This is a genomic window from Enterobacter sp. 5-4 (assembly GCF_000612205.1).
Taxonomy (GTDB): Bacteria; Pseudomonadota; Gammaproteobacteria; order Enterobacterales; family Enterobacteriaceae; genus Enterobacter; species Enterobacter roggenkampii.
On the sequence record NZ_JFHW01000006.1, the window covers coordinates 245,212 to 265,964 of the forward strand.

19 protein-coding genes are annotated in these 20,753 nt (G+C 55.4%); 8 read left to right on the forward strand and 11 right to left on the reverse strand.

Annotated elements, in window-relative coordinates; translation table 11 throughout:
• Positions 1–7 precede the first annotated feature (7 nt).
• The 7 genes from atpE to asnC all read right to left on the reverse strand — a co-directional run bounded on the left by atpE (position 8) and on the right by asnC (position 6,111).
• Complete coding sequence (gene atpE, locus AA74_RS0102505; RefSeq protein WP_000429386.1) at positions 8–247, reverse strand: F0F1 ATP synthase subunit C; 240 nt, start codon at positions 245–247, stop codon at positions 8–10.
• A gap of 49 nt (positions 248–296) precedes the next feature.
• Entirely contained in the window at positions 297–1,112 is an 816-nt protein-coding gene (atpB, locus tag AA74_RS0102510) for a F0F1 ATP synthase subunit A (protein ID WP_008500193.1), read from the reverse strand.
• Positions 1,113–1,120: 8 nt separating this feature from the next.
• Positions 1,121–1,501, reverse strand: a complete 381-nt coding sequence (atpI, locus tag AA74_RS0102515; protein ID WP_008500194.1) for a F0F1 ATP synthase subunit I — start codon at positions 1,499–1,501, stop codon at positions 1,121–1,123.
• A 616-nt stretch (positions 1,502–2,117) separates the two neighbouring features.
• Positions 2,118–2,741 (reverse strand): 16S rRNA (guanine(527)-N(7))-methyltransferase RsmG, encoded by a 624-nt coding sequence (gene rsmG, locus AA74_RS0102520; RefSeq protein ID WP_008500195.1) that lies wholly within the window; start codon positions 2,739–2,741, stop codon positions 2,118–2,120.
• A 107-nt stretch (positions 2,742–2,848) separates the two neighbouring features.
• A complete protein-coding gene (gene mnmG / locus AA74_RS0102525) occupies positions 2,849–4,738 on the reverse strand; it encodes a tRNA uridine-5-carboxymethylaminomethyl(34) synthesis enzyme MnmG (protein WP_025910781.1) in 1,890 nt (629 codons plus the stop codon).
• A gap of 374 nt (positions 4,739–5,112) precedes the next feature.
• Entirely contained in the window at positions 5,113–5,562 is a 450-nt protein-coding gene (mioC, locus tag AA74_RS0102530; protein ID WP_008500197.1) for an FMN-binding protein MioC, read from the reverse strand.
• Positions 5,563–5,652: 90 nt separating this feature from the next.
• Complete coding sequence (gene asnC, locus AA74_RS0102535) at positions 5,653–6,111, reverse strand: transcriptional regulator AsnC (RefSeq protein ID WP_008500198.1); 459 nt, start codon at positions 6,109–6,111, stop codon at positions 5,653–5,655.
• A gap of 151 nt (positions 6,112–6,262) precedes the next feature.
• Here asnC and asnA point away from each other — a divergent pair, with 151 nt between their 5' ends.
• Complete coding sequence (gene asnA / locus AA74_RS0102540; RefSeq protein ID WP_025910785.1) at positions 6,263–7,255, forward strand: aspartate--ammonia ligase; 993 nt, start codon at positions 6,263–6,265, stop codon at positions 7,253–7,255.
• On the opposite strand, the gene viaA is transcribed toward asnA, so the two are convergent.
• Complete coding sequence (gene viaA / locus AA74_RS0102545) at positions 7,256–8,707, reverse strand: ATPase RavA stimulator ViaA (protein ID WP_021242661.1); 1,452 nt, start codon at positions 8,705–8,707, stop codon at positions 7,256–7,258.
• Positions 8,701–10,197, reverse strand: coding sequence for an ATPase RavA (gene ravA / locus AA74_RS0102550; protein ID WP_025910786.1), 1,497 nt, complete (start codon positions 10,195–10,197; stop codon positions 8,701–8,703). Before ravA ends, viaA begins: the two co-directional genes overlap by 7 nt.
• Before the next feature lie 222 nt (positions 10,198–10,419).
• Between ravA and kup the strand changes: the two genes are divergently transcribed.
• The 7 genes from kup (at position 10,420) to rbsR (ending at position 18,357) form a co-directional block, all read left to right on the forward strand.
• Positions 10,420–12,288, forward strand: a complete 1,869-nt coding sequence (kup, locus tag AA74_RS0102555) for a low affinity potassium transporter Kup (protein ID WP_021242659.1) — start codon at positions 10,420–10,422, stop codon at positions 12,286–12,288.
• A gap of 216 nt (positions 12,289–12,504) precedes the next feature.
• Positions 12,505–12,924, forward strand: a complete 420-nt coding sequence (rbsD, locus tag AA74_RS0102560) for a D-ribose pyranase (protein WP_023345137.1) — start codon at positions 12,505–12,507, stop codon at positions 12,922–12,924.
• 7 nt (positions 12,925–12,931) lie between these two features.
• Positions 12,932–14,437: a ribose ABC transporter ATP-binding protein RbsA gene (gene rbsA / locus AA74_RS0102565; RefSeq protein WP_025910790.1), complete on the forward strand. Its 1,506-nt coding sequence runs from the start codon at positions 12,932–12,934 to the stop codon at positions 14,435–14,437.
• Between the two features lie 4 nt (positions 14,438–14,441).
• Positions 14,442–15,407, forward strand: a complete 966-nt coding sequence (rbsC, locus tag AA74_RS0102570) for a ribose ABC transporter permease (RefSeq protein WP_021242657.1) — start codon at positions 14,442–14,444, stop codon at positions 15,405–15,407.
• Between the two features lie 27 nt (positions 15,408–15,434).
• Entirely contained in the window at positions 15,435–16,325 is an 891-nt protein-coding gene (gene rbsB / locus AA74_RS0102575; protein WP_008503498.1) for a ribose ABC transporter substrate-binding protein RbsB, read from the forward strand.
• Between the two features lie 106 nt (positions 16,326–16,431).
• Complete coding sequence (gene rbsK / locus AA74_RS0102580) at positions 16,432–17,361, forward strand: ribokinase (protein ID WP_023293678.1); 930 nt, start codon at positions 16,432–16,434, stop codon at positions 17,359–17,361.
• A gap of 3 nt (positions 17,362–17,364) precedes the next feature.
• Positions 17,365–18,357 carry a ribose operon transcriptional repressor RbsR gene (rbsR, locus tag AA74_RS0102585; protein ID WP_021242654.1) on the forward strand — a complete coding sequence of 331 codons (993 nt, stop codon included), beginning with the start codon at positions 17,365–17,367 and terminating at the stop codon, positions 18,355–18,357.
• Here the strand turns inward: rbsR and mdtD are convergent.
• The gene (gene mdtD / locus AA74_RS0102590) at positions 18,323–19,756 is read right to left on the reverse strand and encodes a multidrug transporter subunit MdtD (RefSeq protein WP_021242653.1); all 1,434 of its coding nucleotides are present in this window, start codon (positions 19,754–19,756) and stop codon (positions 18,323–18,325) included. The two genes, rbsR and mdtD, sit on opposite strands and share 35 nt — an antisense overlap.
• Complete coding sequence (locus tag AA74_RS0102595; RefSeq protein WP_021242652.1) at positions 19,753–20,460, reverse strand: FadR/GntR family transcriptional regulator; 708 nt, start codon at positions 20,458–20,460, stop codon at positions 19,753–19,755. The genes mdtD and AA74_RS0102595 overlap by 4 nt, the downstream gene beginning before the upstream one ends.
• Positions 20,461–20,753: the final 293 nt, after the last annotated feature.

Consider the following 20,753-nt stretch of genomic DNA (forward strand, 5'->3'; position numbering starts at 1 on the left):
ACTACTACTACGCGACAGCAAACATCACGTACAGACCCAGACCTACAGCGATCATTGGGATAGCATCCACCAGACCCATAACGATAAAGAACTGAGTACGCAGCAGAGGAATCAGATCAGGTTGACGCGCAGCGCCTTCCAGGAATTTGCCCCCGAGGATGCCGATACCGATCGCAGCACCGATAGCCGCCAGACCCATCATCACAGCGGCAGCCATGTACAGCAGATCCATATTCAGGTTTTCCATGACAGTCTCCAGTTTGTTTCAATTAAAACGTAGTAGTGTTGGTAAAAAATCAGTGCTCTTCAGACGCCATCGACAGATAGACGATCGTCAGAACCATGAAGATAAAGGCTTGCAGCGTAATGATCAGGATGTGGAAAATGGCCCACGGCACATTCAGAACCCACTGTGACCACCACGGCAGAAGACCCGCGATCAGAATGAAAATCAGCTCACCCGCATACATGTTGCCGAACAGTCGCAGACCCAGTGAAACAGGTTTGGACAGCAGGCTAACGCCTTCCAGGATCAGGTTGACCGGAATAAACGCCCAGTGGTTGAACGGCTGCAAGGTAAGCTCTTTCACAAAGCCGCTTACGCCTTTCATTTTGATGCTGTAGAAAAGAATCAGGATAAACACGCCCAGCGCCATCGACAGGGTGATGTTCACGTCCGCAGACGGTACAACACGCAGTGCAGGCAGGCCGAAGATGTGCTCGCCAATAAACGGCAGCAGATCGATTGGCAGCAGGTCCATCAGGTTCATCAGGAAGACCCAAACGAACACGGTCAGCGCCAGCGGAGCAATCAGCTTGCTCTTGCCATGGTACATGTCTTTGACGCTGCCATGGACGAAGCCGATGATCATTTCGATGAAGGTCTGGAATTTCCCTGGTACACCGCTGGTCGCTCGTTTAGCAACACCGCGGAACATGGCCAGGAACAGAAGACCCAAAACCACCGAGAAGAACATGGAGTCGATGTTGATCGTCCAGAAGGTGGCCGGGGGGTTATGTGGATCCACCAGCGAGAATGTACGCAGGTCCAGCTGAAGGTTATTCAGATGGTGACCTATGTAATCCTGCGGCGTCATATTTTCTGAAGCCATGATGCCTTTTACCCTTTGTTATTGATTACAGCTGGAGCCAGAACTTGTACCACCAGCACCAAAACCCACGTTGCTATCAGCGGCATGAAGACCACTTTCAAAACCGCCAGCGCCATCACCAGTAGAGCAAAGGTCAGCAACACCTTACACACTTCGCCGAGGGCGAAGGACCAGGCCACGCGGCCTTTGGCAGGTGTATGCGCCTGATGACGCCAGGCAAAAATCATAAACAACACGTTTGGCAGCACAACCGCCAAACCCCCGCACACGGCGGAGATGCCCCAGAAGGGGTCTTTGAGGCTAAACAGCAGTCCACTTGCTATCACAGCCAGAAACTGAATGAACAGAAGCTTACGAGCAACGTTTCTACTCAAGAGCGACACAGACATCACGTTTTTACTCCTGCTCCCTTCGAGGTATGCCGCGTGTCGTATAAAACGTCCTTTAAGGCTCAGAGTCAAGCATCAAAAAGCGGTCAAATTATACGGTGCGCACCCGTGATTTCAAACATTAAGTAGCGAAAAGGTGAATAAATGTTTAAATATTTTTCCCCACCGCTATTTTTTAACTTTCGCTGAAAGCGTCAACCTTCGACCAAAACTGCAAACAGCGCGAAAACGTTGTCTATAAAGCGTGCACGAGATCACAAAACACACATTTGCGATAAGGTTGTATTTATCAAAGGCGCAAATCGCAGAAATTTATCCTTATGAAAGTAAACGCAAAATGTCGCAACTATTTTCAAAACAGCCCAGTACACAATAAAAACCTTTTATTGACATTCTTAATAAATAATTAACATTGCGTTCTGGTTACTGCCTTCCACTTTTAGCAGACTTATATTTTCAAAGATGACTATCTTCTCGGTGAATAACGATTGCTTCGTTAACCGGAAGAAAAACCTTAGTGAAGCAGAGGTTAAAAGCTCCTCGGTAAATCCCCGGTAGTTGTGCTGTTTTTTAACATGATAAGAACAGCACGAATTCCACATTTTTTATTAATTTTTTAAAAATTGTTTGGCTTAATTATCACCAGGTGACGTTCGCCTTCGAGCTGAGGAATCTGTAATTTCTCAATAGACTCGACAGCAAAACCGTCCGGAAGCTGTTCAATCTCATCGCCTGGCAACTGCCCTTTCAGCGCATAAAAGCGGCCATTCTCCGCAGGTAAGTGCTTGCACCAGCTCACCATATCGTTGAGCGACGCAAATGCGCGGCTGATAACCCCGTCAAACGGCGGCTCTGCCGGGAACTCCTCTACCCTGCTCTGCACGGGCGTGATGTTTTCAAGCTTCAACTCATGCTGTACCTGGCGTAAAAAGCGCACGCGTTTGCCAAGGCTGTCCAGCAGCGTGAAATGGCTCTCAGGGCGAACAATCGACAGCGGAATACCCGGCAGACCAGGGCCCGTCCCCACGTCGATAAAGCGTTCACCTTTCAGCCAGGGAGCAACCACGATGCTGTCGAGAATGTGGCGAACGAGCATCTCGTTGGGGTCGCGAACAGACGTCAGGTTGTACGCTTTGTTCCATTTGTTCAGCATATCGACATAGGCCACCAGCTGATTTTTCTGGTGATCGGTGAGCGAAATACCTGCCTGATCCAGCAGACGAGAGAGTTTGTTGAGCACGGTGAATACCTGTTGAGAGTTTTTCTGCCCGGTGGCGCTGCCGCTTACCGGGCCTACGAATAAGTAGGGCGGGTCAGCGAATCGCCACCCGCCAAAAGCAATGTCAATTACGCGCTACGGCGCAGCATGCCCTGCTTTTTCAGCCACACCAGCAGGATCGAAATCGCCGCCGGGGTCACGCCCGAGATGCGGGATGCCTGACCGATCGACACCGGTTTGTGATCGTTCAGCTTGGCGATCACTTCGTTGGAAAGGCCCGTCACCTGGCGGTAGTCCAGCATTTCCGGCAGCAGCGTGTTTTCGTTACGCTGCTGTTTTTCGATCTCATCCTGCTGACGGGCGATGTAACCTTCGTACTTCACCTGGATCTCGACCTGCTCTGCCGCTTCAGCGTCTTCCAGGCCTGGCGCGAACGCGGTCAGTTTGACCAGGTTCTCGTAGGTGACTTCTGGACGGCGCAGCAGATCTTCACCGCTGGCTTCGCGCGACAGCGGCGCGGTTAAGTGAGCGTTCACTTCAGCAGCGGTTTCCGCCTGCGGATTCACCCATGTGGTTTTCAGACGCTGACGTTCCTGCTCAATGCGCTCCAGCTTCTCGTTGAAGCGCGCCCAGCGCTCGTCATCGACCAGACCCAGCTCGCGGCCCATTTCGGTCAGACGCAGGTCGGCGTTATCTTCACGCAGCATCAGGCGATATTCCGCGCGAGAGGTAAACATACGGTACGGTTCTTTGGTACCCAGCGTGCAGAGATCGTCAACCAGCACGCCCAGATAAGCCTGAGAACGCGCCGGAGCCCAGCCCTCTTTCTCAGCAGAGAAGCGCGCGGCGTTCAGACCGGCAAGCAGGCCCTGTGCAGCCGCTTCTTCGTAGCCGGTGGTGCCGTTAATCTGACCCGCGAAGAACAGACCGTGGATGAATTTGCTCTCCAGGGTCGGCTTCAGGTCACGCGGATCGAAGAAATCGTACTCAATAGCGTAGCCAGGGCGAACGATTTTTGCGTTCTCCATACCCTGCATTGAGCGAACAATTTGCATCTGTACGTCGAACGGCAGGCTGGTGGAGATGCCGTTCGGGTAAATTTCGTTTGAGGTCAACCCTTCCGGCTCCAGGAAGATTTGGTGCTGGTTGCGATCGGCAAAGCGCATCACTTTGTCTTCGATCGACGGGCAGTAGCGTGGACCGATCCCTTCGATCACGCCGGCGTACATCGGGCTGCGATCGAGGTTATTGCGGATCACATCATGGGTTTTCTCGTTGGTGTGCGTGATGTAGCACGGCACCTGCTGCGGATGCTGTGCCGCATTGCCCATAAACGAGAAGACCGGCATTGGGTTATCACCGTGCTGTTGCGCCAGCACGCTGAAATCAATGGTGCGCGCATCAATACGCGGCGGCGTGCCGGTTTTCAGGCGGCTGACGCGCAGCGGCAGCTCGCGCAGACGGCGAGACAATGGGATAGACGGCGGATCGCCAGCACGGCCGCCGCTGTAGTTATCCAGACCAATATGAATTTTACCGTCAAGGAAGGTACCCACGGTCAACACCACAGCTTTGGCGCGGAATTTGAGGCCCATCTGGGTCACGGCGCCCACGACGCGATCGTTCAAAACGATAAGATCTTCAACCGCCTGCTGGAAGATCATCAGGTTCGGCTGGTTCTCCAGCGCGGTACGTACCGCCTGGCGATAAAGTACGCGGTCTGCCTGAGCACGGGTCGCACGCACAGCGGGGCCTTTACTGGCGTTTAGTATCCTAAACTGAATGCCTGCGTGATCGATCGCTTTCGCCATCAGGCCGCCAAGTGCATCCACTTCTTTTACCAGGTGTCCTTTCCCAATGCCGCCAATCGCCGGATTACAGGACATTTGTCCCAGCGTGTCGATATTGTGTGTCAAAAGCAGGGTCTGCTGACCCATTCGCGCTGCGGCCATTGCGGCCTCAGTGCCTGCGTGACCCCCGCCAATGATGATGACGTCAAAAGGATCCTGATAAAACATGGTGGTCTGCCTCGCGTAAAGCGGTAAGAAAATGGATTGAAGCCCGGGCCGTGGATTCTACTCAACTTTAGTCTTTCGAGAAAGCATTGGGATCCTGGGCTATTAAAAAGAAGATCTTTTTATTTAGAGATCTGTTCTATTGTGATCTCTTATTAGGATCGCGAACCCGTGTGGATAAGTCCGATCTCATAAAGAAGATCATGCAGTTAGAAAGGATCGTTTGCTGTGAATGATCGGTGATCCTGGACCGTATAAGCTGGGATCAGATCGCGACTTTATACACAGGCCAAAAACGGCGCTACGGTTGTTCTTTGGATAACTACGGGTTAATACGAGCTTTTAACCAGAGTTATCCACATCTGTTCGCGCGATCTTTAATCGTTTTTGAGTAAATTTTTCCATTCCGCGAGCCAGATCTCGGCTGGATCCTCCGGAATGTCATGATCGAGGATGTTGATCTTGAGCGTTTCACCCAGCTGTTTTGCTCCGCAGGAGGTCACAGCGGCTTCGACTTTCTCTATTGCCCCGCAAAAGGTGTCATATTCACGACTGCCGATCCCCACTGCGCCAAAACGGACGTTTGACAGGTCGGGCTGCTGTTCCAGCAGTTCGTCATATAAAGGTTGCAGGTTATCCGGCAGATCGCCCGCGCCGTGCGTGGAGGTGATCAGCAGCCAGACCCCGTCAGTCGGGAGATCTTCCAGCAACGGGCCGTGCAGGGTTTCCGTGGAAAAGCCCGCCTCTTCCAGCTTTTCAGCCAGATGTTCCGCTACGTATTCCGCACCGCCAAGGGTGCTGCCGCTGATAAGGGTAATGTCCGCCATTGATCGCTCGCTCAGATAAAGAGACGGCCATTGTACGCTGTGAACGAGCTGGGATCTACCTGTGGAAAATGTGGGAATGAATTTGCCCGATCACGGGCGGATGGTACGCATGATCGGGTTTTGCAGGGAGATCAGTGTCTCGGTGGACTGAATTTCATCGATTGTTTGGATCTTGTTGATAAGTACCTGCTGAAGGGCGTCGATGGATCGGCACATGACCTTAATAAAGATGCTGTAGTGCCCGGTGGTGTAGTACGCCTCGGTGACTTCATCCAGCGCGTTCAGTTTCGCCAGGGCGGAAGGGTAGTCTTTGGCGCTTTTTAGAATGATGCCGATGAAGCAGCAGACGTCGTAACCCAGCTGCTTCGGGCTGACGTCAATGCGCGCGCCGGTAATGATCCCCGCCTGCTTCATCTTCTCTACGCGAACGTGAATGGTTCCCGGGCTGACGCCAAACTGTTTCGCCAGTTCGGCGTAGGCGGTACGGGCATTGGCCATTAACGCCTCCAGAATGCCGCGGTCGAGATTGTCGATCTGATAATTTTCCATAGCTTTTTCTTATGAAGATTAATGAATCACTCTATTCTAGCGCCTTATTTTATCGAATCAAAAGTGAAGGTGGCTTTTTGTTGATGGGTTATTGAATAAGGTGCCATTTCTGTTGCTTAATCAATATCAACAGGACGCAGGAGTATAAATAATGAAAACCGCTTACATCGCAAAACAACGCCAGATCAGTTTCGTAAAATCCCATTTTTCCCGCCAGCTGGAAGAGAAGCTTGGGCTGATTGAAGTCCAGGCCCCGATCCTCAGCCGCGTGGGTGACGGGACGCAGGATAACCTCTCTGGATGCGAAAAAGCGGTACAGGTAAAAGTGAAAACGCTGCCAGACGCCCAGTTCGAAGTGGTTCATTCACTGGCGAAGTGGAAGCGTCAGACCCTGGGACAACATGACTTCAGCGCGGGCGAAGGGCTCTACACGCACATGAAAGCCCTTCGCCCCGATGAAGACCGCCTGTCTCCCATTCATTCCGTTTACGTTGACCAGTGGGACTGGGAGCGCGTGATGGGCGATGGTGAGCGCCACGTTGGCACGCTGAAGTCTACCGTTGAGGCGATCTACGCCGGGATCAAAGCGACCGAAGCGGCCGTAAGCAAAGCGTTTGGTCTGCCGCCGTTCCTGCCGGAAACGATCCACTTTGTACACAGCCAGGAATTGCTGACCCGTTTCCCGGATCTGGATGCCAAAGGCCGCGAGCGGGCGATCGCCAAAGAGCTCGGGGCGGTATTCCTGATTGGGATCGGCGGCAAACTGTCTAATGGCAAACGCCACGACGTTCGTGCGCCGGATTATGATGACTGGAGCACCACCGGTGAGGGCGAATTTGCCGGGCTGAACGGCGATATTCTGGTCTGGAACCCGGTGCTGGAAGACGCATTCGAGCTTTCTTCTATGGGGATCCGCGTGGATGCTGAGGCGCTGAAGCGCCAGCTGGCGGTGACCGGAGATGAAGATCGTCTCAAACTGGAGTGGCACCAGGCGCTGCTGCGTGGGGAAATGCCGCAGACGATTGGCGGCGGTATCGGCCAGTCCCGTCTGACCATGCTGCTGCTTCAGCTGCCCCATATTGGTCAGGTGCAGTGTGGCGTCTGGCCGCAGCAGGTGCGTGAAAGCGTCGGTTCTCTTCTGTAATTAACGCTGCCAGCGTCTGAGCAGGCGGCTACGCAACCCGGTATCAAAGCGCCAGATATGATCGAAGATGCGCATGATGCCGGGTTTTCCATGGGCGGACATCGCCACCGCATGAAAACGGTGCTGATGCACACGCTGTAATTCCTTCACTTTATTGACCACGTCATCCGGCAGCCGCTGGGCAATAAAATCGGATATCACTACCGCGTCAGCGTCGTACCAGTCGCCGCCCTGCATCCGCTCTACGATGCTGCGAAAACAGCTGGCCAGATCGGTTCCGCCGCGAAAGCGCTGGCTCAGGAAGCGGATTGCCTGCTCGATCCCCTGCTGGTTCGTCAGCTCATAGCCCACGACTTCGCTGGAGAACAGCATGATGAAGCAGCGGCGGCGATCGGCGAGCGCCACGCGCATCAGCGCCAGACAGAACGCCTTTGCACACTGCTCGTTGAACCCGCCCATCGATCCGGACGTATCCACGCAGACAATAAATGGCCCGCGCGGCTGCTCGTCAAAATCCTGATGAATGACCGGCCGCTGGCTGATTTTCTCGCGCCATGCTTCACCGTGCAGCCGGTAGGTGAGGAGCTGCTTTTCCACCAGCCGACGGTAAAATTCGTACTCCAGCTCGGTCATCCCCAGCGTGCTCAGCTCCGTGGGCAGCAGGCGCAGAATATCATCGCTCTGCTGGAGCCCGTCGACCTGCTCTGGAACGGTGGCCGGCTCACGCACCAGGGTGCGGAAGGTTTCCATCGGGGCGTCCTTCTTTGGAACCGACTTTGCCTCCCTTGAACGTCCCAGCTGTTCTGCAAGCTTCATCAGCTCGGGCTGCTGCGCCAGAAAATCGCCGTACTTGACGATCAGCTGATAGTCCCCGCGCCGAAGCTGGCCGGCGCTCATATCCCAGAGACGCCCTGCCGCGTTCTCATTTTCCACCAGCACCTGCTCAAGCTGGCCGCTTAAGGTCATGCGTTCCTGAACTTCACTGAGCAGCTGTTCGCGCTCTTCATCCAGCAGCTGCTGGTTTAGCGTGGTGGCCTGCACCACCAGGCTTAGGCGCCAGCGCTGTAAGAAGAGGGTGTGCAGTGCGGGAGTGAACGTGGCGTTATCCGTGACCAGCCCACGGGCCTGGCTGGCAAACGGGGAGTGGACCTTGTCGAGCAACGTCAGGGTTTGCGGAAGCTGGACGATAAACTGCGACGTGGAAAGTCGCTGGCACTGCTGATAGCAGGCCACTTCTTCTGTTAACTCAGGGGGGACTTCGGTCTCTTTAAACCGTTGACGCAGGTTATCCCGCCAGCGCGGAAGATCGTCGGTCATCGCCTTTTTGAGCTTCGGAAATTTTTCAAAGAAGGCCGCCAGCTGCGGTGAAGCCAGAAGGGTGATCACCACTTCTTCGATCAACCCTTCCTCGCTGACGGCCAGCATGACGTTAAGCGTATCCAGGGTTAGCATTGACGCGCCTGTTTGATCTGCGCGCTGACGTCCTGCAGGCTGGCTTCGATGCGGCCTAACCAGTCGCTATGGATAAAGAGGCATTTTTGCTGTTCGCTAAAGCGGGTGTGCTGCTGGTGCCATTCGGTGTCCAGCGCGTCCAGCTGCTGCTTAATCTCTTCGGGGACGCTCTCAGAGGCGGTTCCCGGAAGCGCAAGACGCGAGCCCTGCAGGCTGACGTCGCGGATCACCAGGTGCTGGCTGCTGTCTACTTCCATATTCAGCGGCTGCGCAAAACCGATGCCGTTGAGCTTTCCGCGGATCTCTCCGCCCTTATCCAGCCACTGCGCCAGCGCCTCGCGCTCAATCGTCACGTGCACCACCTGCATGTCATGCAGCTTGAGCGGCTGCTGGAGCAGCAGGGTCAGCGTCGTGCTGGTGAGTTCGGCGGGTAATTCATAATGCGGTTTGCGGGCGAACATCCCCCCCAGGCGATTCACTTTCAGCGCGGTTTTATCACTTTGCTGCTGCTGAAGCTGGATGCGCCGCTGGGCAATCGCCCCCAGTTGGTTGAGCATCGCCTGCTGTCCCCAGGCGTGTCCGGTCATCAAAACGTCGAGCTGCTGCTGCATCAGATTCATGCCTTCCGCGTCGTGCCAGAGGCAGTCTTTCAGCAGGATCAGATCGATGGGCGCAACGGCATCGCGACCGCTGAACAGGGCGCTGGCCTGCAGCAGGCGGATCGCTTTTTTCCAGCGGCGATCGGAGACATAGGGGGCAGAGGGCAGTAAATCAAGCTGCTGGCGCAGCATGAAGATCAGCTCGAAGACGGAATCAGGCAGCTTAATTTTACCGATCTCTTCCTGCCACTGGTAATACTCCTCGTCTGATACCTGCAATGACGCTGCTACCGGGTTCTCGTTCTCATCCTGCTGGCTGACCAGCATGGAACGGAAATTGGACTTATCCTGCACTTTGTCCAGCCACAGGCGGATCAGCATACGGTCATACAGCGCTTCCAGGCTGCTGTCGGCTTCAGGCAGTTCGTTTGAGGCGGCCACCAGCAGGCGCATCGGGATTTTCTCTTCACTGGCGCCGTTGCGGAACCGACGTTCATTTATCGCCGTGAGCAGGGTGTTCAGAATGGCCGGGCCGGCTTTCCAGATCTCATCAAGGAAGACAATTTCTGCCTCAGGCAGATACCCCGTCGTCAGGCGCTCGTAGCGCCCTTCATCTTTCAGCGCCTGAATGGAAAGGGGGCCAAACACCTCTTCCGGGGTGGAAAAGCGGGTCATCAGGTATTCAAACGCGCGGGCGTTCTTAAAAGCAAACTTAAGCCTGCGGGCAATCAGGCTTTTGGCGATGCCCGGCGGCCCAAGCAGAAACACGCTTTCACCGCTCAATGCTGCCAGTAAACAGAGGCGAATGGCGTGGCTACGCTCGAAAAGGCCTTTCTCCAGCGCGCTGCTGAGGCGGGAAATTCTTTCTGCTAATAAATGTGAGTGAGCCATAATAGTTTTGCATCCTTTCGCCGTCGTGGCGGCCAATTGAAGCGAGTATAGACGTTTCAGTCAGGGCTGGTAATAGGCTGAAGTGCGGCGCAATTTTCTTTGCGCTACATTAATGCGGTTGCATTTAGGGGTACGATTTTGCAATGAATCGTGCATACTGTGCGCTTTTTGTGGGCCAAGGGACCAGGAACACATTTGTTATTTAAACGAAAAGACTAGTCTATGAGCACTGATAATAAGCAATCATTACCCGCAATTACGCTTGCGGCGATCGGGGTTGTCTACGGTGATATCGGCACCAGCCCGCTTTATACGCTTCGTGAATGTTTGTCCGGCCAGTTTGGCTTTGGTGTTGAGCGCGATGCCGTGTTTGGCTTCCTGTCCCTCATCTTCTGGCTGCTGATTCTGGTCGTTTCCGTTAAGTATCTCTCCTTCGTTATGCGCGCTGATAACGCGGGCGAAGGCGGTATCCTGACCCTGATGTCCCTTGCAGGGCGCAACACCTCCGCCAGAATGACCTCCGTTCTGGTGATTATCGGCCTGATTGGCGGCAGCTTCTTCTACGGAGAGGTGGTTATCACGCCCGCGATTTCGGTCCTCTCGGCGATAGAGGGGCTGGAGATTATCGCGCCACAGCTTGATACGTGGGTGGTCCCGCTGGCGATAATCGTGTTGACGCTGCTGTTTGTGATCCAGAAGCACGGTACCGGGCTGGTGGGAAAACTGTTTGCGCCGATTATGCTGGCCTGGTTCCTGATCCTGGCGGCGCTCGGTTTACGCAGCATTATCGCGAACCCGGAAGTGCTGCATGCGCTGAACCCATACTGGGCCGTGCATTTCTTCCTCGAATACAAAGTAGTTTCCTTCGTGGCGCTGGGGGCGGTCGTGCTCTCCATCACCGGTGTGGAAGCGCTGTATGCGGATATGGGTCACTTCGGAAAGCTGCCTATCCGCGTGGCCTGGTTTTTGGTTGTGCTGCCGTCGCTGGTGCTCAACTACTTCGGCCAGGGCGCGCTGTTGCTCAAAAACCCGGAGGCGATCAAGAACCCGTTCTTCCTGCTGGCACCTGACTGGGCGCTGGTGCCGATGCTGATCCTGGCGACGCTGGCGACCGTCATTGCCTCTCAGGCGGTGATTTCCGGCGTGTTTTCTCTGACGCGCCAGGCCGTGCGTCTGGGGTATCTCTCACCGATGCGCATCATTCATACCTCAGAGATGGAGTCGGGCCAGATCTACATCCCGTTCGTTAACTGGCTGCTCTACTTCGCTGTTGTGATTGTGATTGTCAGCTTCGAGCACTCCAGCAACCTGGCGGCGGCGTACGGTATTGCGGTAACCGGCACTATGGTGCTGACATCGCTTCTCTCCACCACGGTGGCGTACCGTAACTGGCACTGGAATAAATTCCTCGTGGCGATGATTCTGGTGGGCTTCCTGTGTATTGACGTGCCGCTGTTCTCTGCGAACCTCGACAAGATTGTCTCCGGCGGCTGGCTGCCGCTGACGCTGGGGCTGGTGATGTTCATCGTCATGACCACCTGGAAAAGCGAGCGCTTCCGCCTGCTGCGCCGTATGCATGAGCACGGGAATTCTCTGGAGGCGATGATCGCTTCGCTGGAGAAATCCCCGCCGGTCCGCGTGCCCGGCACCGCGGTGTACATGTCTCGCGCCCTGAACGTGATCCCGTTCGCGCTGATGCATAACCTCAAGCACAACAAAGTGCTGCACGAGCGCGTGATCCTGCTGACGCTGCGCACCGAAGATGCGCCATATGTTCACAACGTACGCCGCGTGCAGATTGAGCAGCTCTCCCCGACCTTCTGGCGCGTGGTGGCAAGCTACGGCTGGCGCGAAACGCCGAACGTGGAAGAGGTGTTCCACCGCTGCGGTCTGGAAGGCTTAAGCTGCCGCATGATGGAGACGTCGTTCTTTATGTCCCACGAGTCGCTGATCATCGGTAAGCGCCCGTGGTACCTGCGCCTGCGCGGCAAGCTGTACCTGATCCTGCAGCGTAACGCTCTGCGCGCGCCTGACCAGTTTGAGATCCCGCCTAACCGCGTGATAGAGCTGGGTACGCAGGTCGAGATTTAAGTCCTTTCCAAAATGCCGGGTGGCGCTGCGCTTACCCGGCCTACCAAACCCGTAGGCCCGTGCAAGCGAAGCGCCGCAGGGCAATTTCTCCCATCAATATTTCACTTAGCGAAACGTTTCGACGTCGATCACAAATCTGTTACGTCATGGTGGTTTTCTGAACATTTCTGAGGCTACACTCTTTTTAGCGAAACGTTTCGCTAGTGGAGCAAAAAAATGAAGAAAGGCACTGTACTCAACTCAGAAATCTCGTCGGTGATTTCCCGTCTTGGGCATACCGATACGCTGGTGGTTTGCGATGCAGGCTTACCGGTTCCGCGCAGCACAACCCGTATTGATATGGCGTTAACGCAGGGCGTACCTTCGTTTATGCAGGTACTGGACGTGGTGACCGCGGAGATGCAGGTTGAGACGGCCATTCTCGCGGCGGAAATCAAACAACATAATCCGCAGCTCCATGAAACGTTGCTCAGCCATCTTGAGCAGCTGCAACAACACCAGGGAAACACCATCGAAATTCGTTACACAACGCACGAACAATTCAAACAACAAACCGCAGACAGTCAGGCGGTGATTCGCAGCGGGGAGTGTTCCCCGTATGCGAATATCATTCTCTGTGCTGGCGTCACCTTCTGAGGCCATCATGGACGCATTACTGCAACTCAAAGGGATCGATAAGTCGTTCCCGGGCGTAAAAGCCCTCTCCGGCGCGGCGCTGAACGTTTACCCCGGGCGCGTAATGGCGCTGGTGGGCGAAAACGGCGCCGGCAAATCCACCATGATGAAAGTGCTGACCGGTATCTATCAACGCGATGCCGGTTCCCTCCTCTGGCTGGGTAAAGAGACCACCTTTACTGGCCCGAAATCTTCTCAGGAAGCGGGTATCGGCATTATCCACCAGGAGTTGAACCTGATCCCGCAGCTCACCATTGCGGAGAACATCTTCCTCGGCCGTGAGTTCGTGAATCGCTTCGGTAAGATCGACTGGAAAATCATGTATGCCGAAGCCGACAAGCTGCTGGCGAAACTGAACCTGCGCTTTAAGAGCGACCGGCTGGTCGGCGATCTCTCCATCGGCGATCAGCAGATGGTGGAAATCGCGAAGGTGCTGAGCTTCGAGTCGAAAGTCATCATCATGGATGAACCGACAGACGCCCTGACCGATACCGAAACCGAATCCCTGTTCCGCGTTATCCGCGAGCTGAAATCGCAGGGGCGCGGGATTGTCTATATCTCTCACCGTATGAAAGAGATCTTTGAAATCTGCGATGACGTCACCGTTTTCCGCGACGGGCAGTTTATTGCCGAGCGAGAAGTGGCCACGCTGACGGAAGATACGCTCATCGAAATGATGGTGGGACGCAAGCTTGAAGATCAGTATCCGCATCTGGATAAAGCGCCGGGTGAGATCCGCCTGAAGGTGGATAACCTCTGCGGCCCGGGTGTGAACGACGTGACCTTTACCCTGCGCCAGGGCGAGATCCTGGGCGTGGCGGGTCTGATGGGCGCGGGACGTACCGAGTTGATGAAAGTGTTGTACGGCGCACTGCCGCGCACCAGCGGTTATGTCACCCTCGACGGCCATGAAGTGGTCACCCGCTCCCCGCAGGATGGTCTGGCGAACGGCATCGTCTATATCTCCGAAGACCGCAAACGCGACGGCTTAGTGCTGGGCATGTCGGTAAAAGAGAACATGTCCCTGACTGCGCTGCGCTATTTCAGCCACAGCGGCGGCAGCCTGAAGCATAAAGACGAGCAGCAGGCGGTCAGCGATTTTATCCGTCTCTTTAATGTTAAAACGCCGTCGATGGAGCAGGCGATTGGCCTGTTGTCCGGCGGGAATCAGCAGAAAGTGGCAATTGCTCGCGGGCTGATGACGCGCCCGAAAGTGTTGATCCTCGACGAGCCAACCCGCGGCGTAGACGTGGGGGCGAAGAAAGAGATCTATCAGCTGATTAACCAGTTCAAGGCCGACGGTCTGAGCATCATTCTGGTCTCTTCCGAGATGCCAGAAGTATTAGGCATGAGCGATCGCATTATCGTCATGCATGAAGGGCATCTCGGCGGTGAATTCACTCGCGAGCAGGCCACCCAGGAAGTTCTGATGGCTGCCGCTGTGGGCAAGCTTAATCGCGTGAATCAGGAGTAAGAAGATGACTACCCAGGCTGTTTCTGGTCGCCGCTATTTCACAAAGGCGTGGCTGATGGAACAAAAATCGCTCATTGCCCTGCTGGTGCTGATCGCGATTGTGTCGACCATGAGCCCGAATTTCTTCACCGTAAATAACCTGTTCAACATTCTGCAGCAGACGTCGGTGAACGCCATTATGGCGGTCGGCATGACGCTGGTGATTTTGACCTCAGGGATCGATCTGTCCGTCGGTTCCCTGCTGGCCCTCACCGGTGCGATCGCCGCTTCGCTTGTCGGGATTGAAGTCAACGCGCTGGTGGCCGTGGCCGCAGCTCTGGCGGCAGGCGCGGCGATTGGCGCCGTCACCGGCGTGATTGTGGCAAAAGGCCGCGTTCAGGCGTTCATCGCGACGCTGGTGATGATGCTGCTGCTGCGCGGGGTGACCATGGTTTATACCAACGGCAGCCCGGTCAATACCGGCTTCACCGATAACGCCGATCTGTTTGGCTGGTTCGGTATCGGTCGCCCGCTGGGTGTCCCGACGCCGGTCTGGATCATGGCTATCGTCTTCCTGGCGGCGTGGTACATGCTGCACCATACCCGTCTGGGCCGTTATATCTATGCGCTGGGCGGTAACGAAGCGGCAACGCGCCTGTCCGGTATCAGCGTTAATAAAGTCAAAGTTATCGTGTACTCCCTGTGCGGTCTGCTGGCGTCACTGGCGGGCATCATCGAAGTGGCGCGCCTCTCTTCCGCGCAGCCGACGGCGGGTACGGGGTATGAGCTGGATGCTATTGCAGCAGTGGTTCTGGGCGGTACGAGTCTGGCGGGCGGTAAAGGTCGCATTGTTGGGACATTGATCGGCGCACTGATTCTCGGTTTCCTGAATAATGGTTTGAATTTGTTAGGTGTTTCCTCCTATTACCAGATGATCGTTAAGGCAGTGGTGATTTTGCTGGCGGTACTGGTAGACAACAAAAAACAGTAACTGACGACACTACAGGACATCTTAGATATGAACATGAAAAAACTGGCTACCCTGGTTTCCGCCGTCGCGCTGAGCGCAACCGTAAGTGCTAACGCCATGGCGAAAGATACCATCGCGCTGGTTGTCTCTACCCTGAACAACCCGTTCTTCGTCTCCCTGAAGGATGGAGCGCAGAAAGAAGCGGATAAACTGGGCTACAACCTGGTGGTACTGGATTCACAGAACAACCCGGCGAAAGAGCTGGCTAACGTTCAGGACTTAACCGTTCGTGGTACCAAAATTCTGCTGATCAACCCAACCGATTCCGATGCCGTAGGCAACGCCGTGAAAATGGCAAACCAGGCGAAGATCCCGGTGATCACTCTGGACCGTCAGGCAACGAAAGGCGACGTGGTGAGCCATATTGCGTCTGACAACGTGCTGGGCGGCAAAATCGCGGGTGACTACATTGCGAAGAAAGCCGGTGAAGGCGCTAAAGTCATCGAACTGCAGGGGATTGCCGGTACGTCTGCCGCCCGCGAGCGTGGCGAAGGTTTCCAGCAGGCGGTTGCAGCGCACAAATTCAACGTGTTGGCCAGCCAGCCGGCAGACTTCGACCGTACTAAAGGTCTGAACGTCATGCAGAACCTGCTGACCGCACATCCTGACGTGCAGGCGGTATTCGCGCAGAACGACGAAATGGCGCTGGGTGCGCTGCGCGCTCTGCAGACTGCAGGTAAATCTGATGTGATGGTTGTCGGATTTGACGGCACGCCGGATGGTGAAAAAGCAGTAAACGATGGCAAACTGGCTGCGACCATCGCTCAGCTGCCTGAGCAGATTGGCGCGACTGGCGTTGAAACTGCCGACAAAGTGCTGAAGGGCGAAAAAGTTCAGGCTAAATACCCTGTTGACCTGAAGCTGGTTATCAAGCAGTAAAAGGCGAATCAGGCCGTCACTGGCGGCCTGAGGGACACCAATAAAGAAAAGTGTGGCATACGCCACCGGGTAACACCGGTGGCGCTCTCAGATGGACAACCCAACCATGAAAACCGCAGGCAACCTCGTCGTCCTTGGCAGTATCAATGCCGATCACATTCTTAACCTTGAATCGTTCCCTGCACCGGGCGAAACCGTCACGGGTAACCAGTATCAGGTCGCATTCGGCGGTAAAGGGGCAAACCAGGCCGTCGCTGCCGGTCGCAGCGGGGCGAATATTGCGTTTATCGCCTGCACGGGTGATGACGATACCGGCGAGCGCGTACGCAAGCAGCTGGCGAGCGACAACATCGATATCGCACCGGTCAGCGTTGTTGCAGGGGAATCTACCGGCGTGGCGCTGATTTTCGTCAACGCAGAAGGTGAGAATGTCATCGGTATTCATGCTGGCGCTAACGCAGCGCTGACGACGGAGCGCGTGGAAGCGCAACGTGCAATCATTGGCGGCGCCGAGGCCCTGCTGATGCAGCTTGAGTCGCCGGTTGAAAGCGTGCTGGCCGCGGCCAAAATTGCGCATGAAAATCATACCACTGTCGTACTTAACCCGGCCCCAGCCCGTGTATTATCAGACGAGCTGCTGGCGCTGGTGGATATCATCACGCCGAACGAAACCGAAGCCGAAAAGCTGACGGGCATTCGCGTAGAAAACGATGACGATGCCGCGAGAGCCGCGCGTGCGCTGCACGACAAAGGCATCGGAACCGTGATCATCACCCTGGGCAGCCGTGGGGTATGGGCAAGCGTAAACGGTGAAGGCCGTCGCGTGCCGGGCTTTAAGGTGAAGGCGATTGATACCATCGCAGCGGGAGACACCTTCAATGGTGCGCTGGTGACCGCGCTGCTGGAAGGCAAGAAAATGGATGATGCGATCCGCTTCGCGCATGCCGCTGCCGCGATTGCGGTGACGCGCAAGGGCGCTCAGCCTTCCGTTCCGTGGCGTAAAGAGATCGATGAATTCTTAAGTCAGCAGGGGTAACGCTTGGCCACAATGAAAGATGTCGCCCGCCTGGCGGGCGTTTCTACCTCGACGGTGTCTCACGTCATTAATAACGATCGCTTCGTCAGCGAGGCGATTCGGGAAAAAGTCGAAGCGGCAGTAAAAGATCTCAACTATGCGCCGTCTGCACTGGCGCGCAGCCTTAAGCTCAACCAGACGCGTACGATCGGTATGCTGATCACCGCCAGTACCAACCCCTTTTATTCTGAGCTGGTTCGCGGCGTGGAGCGCAGCTGCTTCGAGCGTGGCTACAGCCTGGTGCTGTGCAATACCGAAGGGGACGAGCAGCGCATGAACCGTAACCTGGAAACGCTGATGCAAAAACGCGTCGACGGGCTACTGCTGCTGTGTACCGAAACGCACCAGCCGTCGAAAGAGATTATCCAGCGCTATCCCTCCATTCCCACGGTGATGATGGACTGGGCGCCGTTCGACGGCACCAGCGACCTCATTCAGGATAATTCTCTGCTGGGGGGTGATATGGCCACCCAGTATCTGATCGATAAAGGCTATACCCGCATTGCCTGTATTACCGGTCCGCTGGACAAAACCCCGGCGCGTTTGCGTCTGGAAGGGTATCTCGCCGCGATGGCGCGGGCGGGACTTTCCGTGCCGGAAGGGTATCGTATTACCGGTGATTTTGAGTTTCACGGTGGTTTTGAAGCGATGCAGACGCTGCTGGCGCAACCGCAGCGTCCGCAGGCGGTGTTTATCGGCAACGACGCCATGGCGTTTGGCGCCTATCAGGCGTTATATCAGGCCGGTTTGCGCGTTCCCCATGATATGGCGGTAATCGGCTACGATGATATCGAGCTGGCCAGCTATATGACGCCGCCGCTCACCACCATTCATCAGCCGAAGGATGAACTGGGCGAGCTGGCCATCGATGTGTTGATCCACCGAATGGCTCAGCCCACGCTGCAGCAGCAGCGCCTGCAGCTTACTCCTGTTCTGATGGAACGCGGTTCGGTTTAGCTTTCTCTTTGTGACGCTCTTTAATCAGGTTTCGGCCGTCTTTCGGTTTTAACAGCATAAAGACCAGCGCTGAAACGACGGTGAGTGCGCCCATGGTGATAAAGGTATAGTGGAACTGCTCGACGGTGTTCGCGCTGTCGAAACCTTCATAAAACCGCAGTACCGCCGCGCTCACTGCAACCCCTAAACTGATCGACAGCTGCTGTGTGACTGCCAGCACGCTGTTGCCGCTACTGGCGTTCTCGTCGGTCAGATCCGCAAGGGTGATGGTGTTCATCGATGTGAACTGCGTCGACATCGCCATGCCCAGTACAAACAGCGGCAGGATCAGCATCCAGACGGGAAGCGAGGCGGACTGCAGCGAGAACTGCGCAATCATCAGACCGATAAAGACCGTCACGCCAACCAGCGTCTTGCGATAGCCAAACCAGCGTAGCACCTGCGTCACGGTCGATTTTGCCAGAATCGAGCCCATCGCCGTGGGCGCCATCATGCAGCCGGCAATCAGTGCCGGATAGCCGAAACCAACCTGCAGCATCAGCGGCATCAGGAACGGTACGCAGCCCGTCCCCAGACGCGAGGCAATGTTTCCCGCGATCCCGACGGAAAACGTTCGGGTGTTGAAGAGCCCAAGAGAGATTAACGGCGTCGGATGGCGGCGCGCATGACGTATATAAAGAAGGAAAAGCAGAATCCCGGCGAGGATAACGGAGAGCGCCATCCACGTCGCGACGATCTTCTCGCCAAACAGCTCCATCCCGCTGGAGAAGAGCACCAGGCTCAGGCCAAACAGGAAGAAGCCGCCCATATCGAAACTGCGCCTTGGCGTGGTGAAGTTCGGCATATATTTGCGGGCATACAGCAACCCCGCTACGCCAATCGGAATATTAATCAGGAAGATCCAGTGCCAGCTTGCCCAGGTGACAAACACGCCACCGAGTACCGGGCCAAGTATCGGGCCGACCAGTCCCGGCATGGTGACGAAGTTGAGCACGGGAAGCAGTTCGCTTCGAGGATAGGCTCGTAATAAGGCAAGGCGCGCCACGGGCATCATCATCGCGCCGCCAATGCCCTGTAATACGCGGAAGATAACCAGCTCCGTTAAGGACGAGGAGAGCGCACAGGCCAGCGAACCGAGCGTAAAGAGCGTTACGGCCAGCATGAAAACTCTGCGGGTGCCGAAGCGGTCGGCCAGCCAGCCGCTAACAGGGATCAGCATCGCGACCGTCAGGGTATAGCTGATGATGGCGGACTGCATCGCCAGCGGGGAACGGTTGAGGCTTTGCGCAATAGCGGGAAGCGCGGTGTTGAGGATGGTGGCATCCAGTGCCTGCATAAAAAACGCCATGGCTGCAATCCACGGCAATCCGGCCATGCTGCGCGCTTTTTTCTTTGTCATTTATTTACCTGCTGGTGGGTTGGCGCAGCCAGCAATGCCTGGCACGCACTCAGGGCTCGCTGCCCGTCGCTTTCCTGAATGGCATCCACTATCGCCTGGTGCCATTCCAGTTTTACCACGTCGTCTTGTGTAATAGAGGTAAAGTAAGTGTGGTACACCGAATGGAATAAAGAGGCAAAAGAGGTGAGGAACGGATTGGCGCTCATCATATAGATATGTTCATGCCAGGCCATATCGACCTCAACCCAGCGTTCGCGGTTGAAGTGTTTTTTCAGGAACACCATCTCTTCCATCAACGCGTTAAGCTGCGCTTTCTGCTCTGCTGTTCCAAGCGTGGCAGCAAGCAGACATGCCTGAGGCTCAAGGCTACTGCGCATTACCAGAAAGTGATCGATCACCTGATGAAAGTTGTCTTCCGTCATCCACCAGGAGAGCAGCTCCTGATCGAGAAAATTCCAGTTACTCTGTGGCATCACGCGTGTGCCAATACGAGGACGCGGAAGCACCATTCCTTTCGCCGTCAGGGTTTTCACCGCTTCGCGCACGGCGGTACGGCTCACCCCAAACTGCTCACCCAGCTCCATTTCACCCGGCAGGATGCTTCCCGGGGCATATTTACCCGCTAAAATCCGCTGAGCCAGCTTTTCGGCCAGCACATAAGACAGGTTTTTTTGGGCGGCCAGCTGTTGCGCGCTTAATGGCATCGCTTTTATTCCTTAAAGATTCATGCTGATAATTATGCCACCGTGAATGTGATTGTGGTTGCAGATACATCAAATAGAACAATTTGTAGCTTGATTTCACCTCTATTGGTGAAAAAAAACGCGGATGGAAACTTTTTTTAAATTTCCTCTTGTCACATCAGAATAACTCCCTATAATGCGCCTCCACTGACACGGAACAACGGCACACACGCCGCCGGGTCAGCTGAGAATAGCGAAAATAAACGCTTGACTCTGAAGCGGGAAAGCGTAATATGCACACCCCGCGCCGCAGC

Excerpts from the sequence above, each read along its gene's own strand:
- atpE (WP_000429386.1), bottom strand. The coding sequence starts at position 247 with ATGGAAAACCTGAATATGGATCTGCTGTACATGGCTGCCGCTGTGATG.
- atpB (WP_008500193.1), bottom strand. The coding sequence starts at position 1,112 with ATGGCTTCAGAAAATATGACGCCGCAGGATTACATAGGTCACCATCTG.
- atpI (WP_008500194.1), bottom strand. The coding sequence starts at position 1,501 with ATGTCTGTGTCGCTCTTGAGTAGAAACGTTGCTCGTAAGCTTCTGTTC.
- mnmG (WP_025910781.1), bottom strand. The coding sequence starts at position 4,738 with ATGTTTTATCAGGATCCTTTTGACGTCATCATCATTGGCGGGGGTCAC.
- mioC (WP_008500197.1), bottom strand. The coding sequence starts at position 5,562 with ATGGCGGACATTACCCTTATCAGCGGCAGCACCCTTGGCGGTGCGGAA.
- asnC (WP_008500198.1), bottom strand. The coding sequence starts at position 6,111 with ATGGAAAATTATCAGATCGACAATCTCGACCGCGGCATTCTGGAGGCG.
- asnA (WP_025910785.1), top strand. The coding sequence starts at position 6,263 with ATGAAAACCGCTTACATCGCAAAACAACGCCAGATCAGTTTCGTAAAA.
- viaA (WP_021242661.1), bottom strand. The coding sequence starts at position 8,707 with ATGCTAACCCTGGATACGCTTAACGTCATGCTGGCCGTCAGCGAGGAA.
- ravA (WP_025910786.1), bottom strand. The coding sequence starts at position 10,197 with ATGGCTCACTCACATTTATTAGCAGAAAGAATTTCCCGCCTCAGCAGC.
- kup (WP_021242659.1), top strand. The coding sequence starts at position 10,420 with ATGAGCACTGATAATAAGCAATCATTACCCGCAATTACGCTTGCGGCG.
- rbsD (WP_023345137.1), top strand. The coding sequence starts at position 12,505 with ATGAAGAAAGGCACTGTACTCAACTCAGAAATCTCGTCGGTGATTTCC.
- rbsA (WP_025910790.1), top strand. The coding sequence starts at position 12,932 with ATGGACGCATTACTGCAACTCAAAGGGATCGATAAGTCGTTCCCGGGC.
- rbsC (WP_021242657.1), top strand. The coding sequence starts at position 14,442 with ATGACTACCCAGGCTGTTTCTGGTCGCCGCTATTTCACAAAGGCGTGG.
- rbsB (WP_008503498.1), top strand. The coding sequence starts at position 15,435 with ATGAACATGAAAAAACTGGCTACCCTGGTTTCCGCCGTCGCGCTGAGC.
- rbsK (WP_023293678.1), top strand. The coding sequence starts at position 16,432 with ATGAAAACCGCAGGCAACCTCGTCGTCCTTGGCAGTATCAATGCCGAT.
- mdtD (WP_021242653.1), bottom strand. The coding sequence starts at position 19,756 with ATGACAAAGAAAAAAGCGCGCAGCATGGCCGGATTGCCGTGGATTGCA.
- AA74_RS0102595 (WP_021242652.1), bottom strand. The coding sequence starts at position 20,460 with ATGCCATTAAGCGCGCAACAGCTGGCCGCCCAAAAAAACCTGTCTTAT.